General features: G+C 47.2%; 3 protein-coding genes. 2 read left to right on the forward strand and 1 reads right to left on the reverse strand.

Translation table 11 applies throughout. The features are described from left to right. A partial coding sequence (locus BGK49_RS27205; RefSeq protein ID WP_047664789.1) for an IS1 family transposase occupies positions 1–165 on the reverse strand: 165 nt, incomplete at its 3' end. Between the two features lie 234 nt (positions 166–399). Here BGK49_RS27205 and cysB point away from each other — a divergent pair. After that, entirely contained in the window at positions 400–1,374 is a 975-nt protein-coding gene (gene cysB / locus BGK49_RS14020; protein ID WP_000776251.1) for an HTH-type transcriptional regulator CysB, read from the forward strand. A 139-nt stretch (positions 1,375–1,513) separates the two neighbouring features. Continuing rightward, on the forward strand, positions 1,514–1,678 hold a 165-nt coding region (locus BGK49_RS27210), incomplete at its 3' end, for an IS1 family transposase (RefSeq protein WP_047664789.1).

Genomic DNA, 1,678 nt, shown 5'->3' on the forward strand with positions numbered 1-1,678 from the left:
TTTCTGGTGCGTACCGGGCTGAGAGGCGGTGTAAGTGAACTGTAGTTGCCATGTTTTACGGCAATGAGAGCAGAGATAGCGCTGATGTCCGGCAGTGCTTTTGCCGTTACGCACCACGCCTTCAGTAGCGGAGCAGGAAGGACATCTGATGGAAATGGAAGCCACGCAAGCACCTTAAAATCACCATCATACACTAAATCAGTAAGTTGGCAGCATTACCAGGGTCGCGAAAGCAGCCCTTTTTTATTGCATATTATTTTTTATTCACACCTATACACTAAGGCTATAAATGATATAGTGGTTATAGTTAGCACCTTTTTTATTATTAAATCGTATTAGTCACCCGCCAGGTGTGACGAAAAAACGATGTTCTGATGGCGTCTAAGTGGATGGTTTAACATGAAATTACAACAACTTCGCTATATTGTTGAGGTGGTCAATCATAACCTGAATGTCTCATCAACAGCGGAAGGACTTTACACATCACAACCCGGGATCAGTAAACAAGTCAGAATGCTGGAAGACGAGCTAGGCATTCAAATTTTTTCCCGAAGCGGCAAGCACCTGACGCAGGTAACGCCAGCAGGGCAAGAAATAATTCGTATCGCTCGCGAAGTCCTGTCGAAAGTCGATGCCATAAAATCGGTTGCCGGAGAGCACACCTGGCCGGATAAAGGCTCACTGTATATCGCCACCACGCATACCCAGGCACGCTACGCATTACCAAACGTCATCAAAGGCTTTATTGAGCGTTATCCTCGCGTTTCTTTGCATATGCACCAGGGCTCGCCGACACAAATTGCTGATGCCGTCTCTAAAGGCAATGCCGATTTCGCTATCGCCACAGAAGCGCTGCATCTGTATGAAGATTTAGTGATGTTACCGTGCTACCACTGGAATCGGGCTATTGTAGTCACTCCGGATCACCCGCTGGCAGGCAAAAAAGCCATTACCATTGAAGAACTGGCGCAATATCCGTTGGTGACATATACCTTCGGCTTTACCGGACGTTCAGAACTGGATACTGCCTTTAACCGCGCAGGGTTAACGCCGCGTATCGTTTTCACGGCAACGGATGCTGACGTCATTAAAACTTACGTCCGGTTAGGGCTGGGGGTAGGGGTCATTGCCAGCATGGCGGTGGATCCGGTCGCCGATCCGGACCTTGTGCGCGTTGATGCTCACGATATCTTCAGCCACAGTACAACCAAAATTGGTTTTCGCCGTAGTACTTTTTTTCGCAGTTATATGTATGATTTCATTCAGCGTTTTGCACCGCATTTAACGCGTGATGTCGTTGATGCGGCTGTCGCATTGCGCTCTAATGAAGAAATTGAGGTCATGTTTAAAGATATAAAACTGCCGGAAAAATAATTTCTTGCGTTATTTTCGGCACCTTTTATGTAGCGAAGGTGCCGGAATATATTCTCTTTTGTTACTTATTTCTATACCGTGCACGGTAATGCTGCCAACTTACTGATTTAGTGTATGATGGTGATTTTAAGGTGCTTGCGTGGCTTCCATTTCCATCAGATGTCCTTCCTGCTCCGCTACTGAAGGCGTGGTGCGTAACGGCAAAAGCACTGCCGGACATCAGCGCTATCTCTGCTCTCATTGCCGTAAAACATGGCAACTACAGTTCACTTACACCGCCTCTCAGCCCGGTACGCACCAGAAA

The sequence above is a fragment of the Shigella sp. FC1544 genome (genome assembly GCF_001722145.1).
GTDB lineage: Bacteria > Pseudomonadota > Gammaproteobacteria > Enterobacterales > Enterobacteriaceae > Escherichia > Escherichia coli.

Coding starts and splice junctions, on each gene's coding strand:
- cysB (WP_000776251.1), top strand. CDS start 400: ATGAAATTACAACAACTTCGCTATATTGTTGAGGTGGTCAATCATAAC.